Origin of the sequence: Psychrobacter okhotskensis (genome assembly GCF_013248965.1) — a bacterium.
Lineage (GTDB): Bacteria > Pseudomonadota > Gammaproteobacteria > Pseudomonadales > Moraxellaceae > Psychrobacter > Psychrobacter okhotskensis.
Genome location: NZ_JABRVQ010000054.1, coordinates 1 through 2,620 on the forward strand (window position 1 = coordinate 1; position 2,620 = coordinate 2,620).

The 2,620-nt window shown below is 41.3% G+C and carries 3 protein-coding genes and 1 pseudogene; all 4 read right to left on the reverse strand.

Annotated elements, in window-relative coordinates; all coding sequences use genetic code 11:
• Window positions 1-929, reverse strand: a 929-nt coding sequence (locus HQR03_RS13975) for an Ig-like domain-containing protein (RefSeq protein WP_244952049.1), incomplete at its 3' end; no start/stop codon positions are given.
• A gap of 82 nt (window positions 930-1,011) precedes the next feature.
• Complete coding sequence (locus tag HQR03_RS13980) at window positions 1,012-1,989, reverse strand: OmpA family protein (protein WP_102092621.1); 978 nt, start codon at window positions 1,987-1,989, stop codon at window positions 1,012-1,014.
• Window positions 1,990-2,086: 97 nt separating this feature from the next.
• Window positions 2,087-2,401: a helix-turn-helix transcriptional regulator gene (locus HQR03_RS13985; protein ID WP_173240634.1), complete on the reverse strand. Its 315-nt coding sequence runs from the start codon at window positions 2,399-2,401 to the stop codon at window positions 2,087-2,089.
• 110 nt (window positions 2,402-2,511) lie between these two features.
• Window positions 2,512-2,620: pseudogene (locus tag HQR03_RS14475) on the reverse strand (IS30 family transposase); the annotation flags it as partial.

The following is a 2,620-nucleotide window of genomic DNA, read 5'->3' on the forward strand; positions in this document are numbered from 1 at the left end:
ACGGTATCTTCGGTACTTGGGTTGCTGATGCTGACTGTATAAGTCGCTTCATTAGGAGTACCGTCAGCAGCCATTTCATTCAGACTTGCTGTACCAGTGATGCTTACTATTACTGGATAGTCAACGGCGATGGTCGCTTGGTTAGATTTCTCGCCCGTTTTATCAGACACCACATAGTCCACTGGCGTTGGATCCGCTGTAAAGCCTGACACTGGTGTGAAGATCACTTTGCCTGTACTGCCATCAACGGACCAAGTACCTTCGCCATCTACCACTACATTGGTGACTTCATTGCCTGTCACAGGGTCGATCAGCTTGACTGTCGTTGGGTCTAAGTCGTTTTCAGGGTCGCTGTCATTCGCTACCACGTCGATGATGACGGGCTGACCTGTTTCACCTTTAGCAACATCATCGGTAGCAACAGGCGGCTTGTTAACAGGAGGGGCTACTGGTGTTTTATCACTACTACTATTACTATTGCCAGCTATTAAACCGACCAGTCCTAGACCAGCAGCAGCCGGTATCCACCAAGGTATAATAGTAGCATACTCTTGGCCACCCAAAGCCTGCCCTTCTACCGCACCCTCTTCTAGCTGTGTTACATAATCATAGGTTTCGCCAGTATCTGGAATATAGTAATAGTACTCTCCATCTTCAGCGATTCCGAGCAAGGCACTATCTGTATTATCATAAAACCCTTCTATAATCAGGTCGCTTTCTTGACCTTCTTTTTCAAATGAGACATGCAAGTCGTTCTTGACACGTTTAGTAATAATATGGTTAGGCGCACGACCAATAGCAGTATCGTGAAACTCATAGTTCACTTTGTTCGTAGCAGTGATTACCGTAGGGACACCATCTTTGGTGACAACAGATATTTGGTCAACGGTCTGAGTAGCATCATTTATTTTTACGATGACAGTATTCATTGGGTTACCTTTTTTTAATGATAGCAGTACCATTTTAGATTTTATATGGCACGGTTTCAGTGGTTATGAAATTTATTTGATATTAATTATTTGGTCGCTCTTCAATAATGGCAATCACACGGCGATTAAGCTGACGGCCTTCTACAGTATTATTGCTGGCTCTTGGCTGTAACTCACCATAACCAATGGCATTCAGACGCTCAGGTGCAGTCCCAAATTGAGTGATTAACACTTCTTTTACAGCATCTACTCTACGTTGTGATAATGCTTGGTTATATTTTTCACTAGCACGGCTATCAGTATGTCCCTCGATAGTAACTAACGTATTAGGATATTGCGCCATAAACTCTGCTACTTCAGAGATCTTAGAATAGTAGTCTGGTTTTACTATAGATTTGTCGGTGTCAAACAGTACTTCGAGTTCAATAGTCATTTTTTCAGTTAATACGGCTGGTTGTTCTACTACTGGTGCTGGCTGCGTTACTGGTGGTATTGCAATCACTGGTGTAGGACAGTTGGGGACGACACGACTAATTTGGTGCGTTTGATAGCGTTTGGTTGCTAATAATGGCAATGCACTCTCTGTTGTTATCTGATCCAGTGTTCCTTGTCCACTTTCGTCCATGTCTACGTAGAAGAAGTACGTTTGACCACTAGCTAATTGGTAATCTTTTTGCTCAGCGAGCAAGTTATTGTCTTTAAAGCCAGTGGCATGAGCGCTTAGTTGGTTTGTGCCTACACAAGAGTTGACGGCGGTGTAGTTACCAGGATGTAGGCTGACTTGAAATCTGTCGTTGATTGCGATGTTGGCACTGGTTTGCTCAGGATCATTATCATTTTTTCGGATGAATATCAGGCGAGTTTCGTCATTAGCCACTTGTTCTGCTAGCATCTTACTAATATCAGTATCTACTTGGTTATTCCATGCGACTTTGCCAACACGTCGGCTATCTCCATCGTTATCAATACTATTATTGCTAGTAGTAGCACAGGCAGATATACCAAAAAAAATCGTTGGTAGCATAATAGTAGTGATGGCCTTTTTAAATACCTTTTCCATAGTAGATTCCTAATTTATTGGTTAAGTTATACGCTGGCTGCAATAAGCTAAGCTCGTTTTGAGATAATACTCAATCATAGTTTATAATGCGTTGACGTTAATTGTTGTGGCTCTCTATGTGATACGCAAGATTGTTTTGATAGTTTTTAGGTGTTATTCCAAACCAATTTTTAAAAACTCTGAAAAACTGACTGTGTGATTTGTAGCCCAATAAATACGCAATATCGGTTGTTGATAAATTCTGTTCAGTTAAATACATTTTAGCTAGGCGCTTTCTCGTTTCCTCTAAAACTTCTTGGAATGAGGTACCTTCTTCATCGAGCCGCCTTTGTAAGGTACTTACACTAATATTCATTGAGTCTGCTAAATTTTTGCGAGTTGGGGGAATCATACCCATCATTGTATCAGTCATTATCTCACAGTGCTACTTGTAACTAACTCCCACAAATTGAGTTGATAACATATTATATAAAGGGTTTATATAAAATCGTCTTCCAAGATCATTTTCAGACTTTATCAAAACGCCTGTTCACCTTTTAGCATGCCAATACAAGCTTGTGTGACGGCTACTGCCTTGCGATTGGGTAGCGCTTTGATCTTAGTCTCTCGAGTTGTTCTATCCACTAGAGTG

What these genes read in the sequence shown, in the direction of transcription:
- HQR03_RS13980 (WP_102092621.1), bottom strand. Translation starts at nt 1,989, where the DNA reads ATGGAAAAGGTATTTAAAAAGGCCATCACTACTATTATGCTACCAACG.
- HQR03_RS13985 (WP_173240634.1), bottom strand. Translation starts at nt 2,401, where the DNA reads ATGACTGATACAATGATGGGTATGATTCCCCCAACTCGCAAAAATTTA.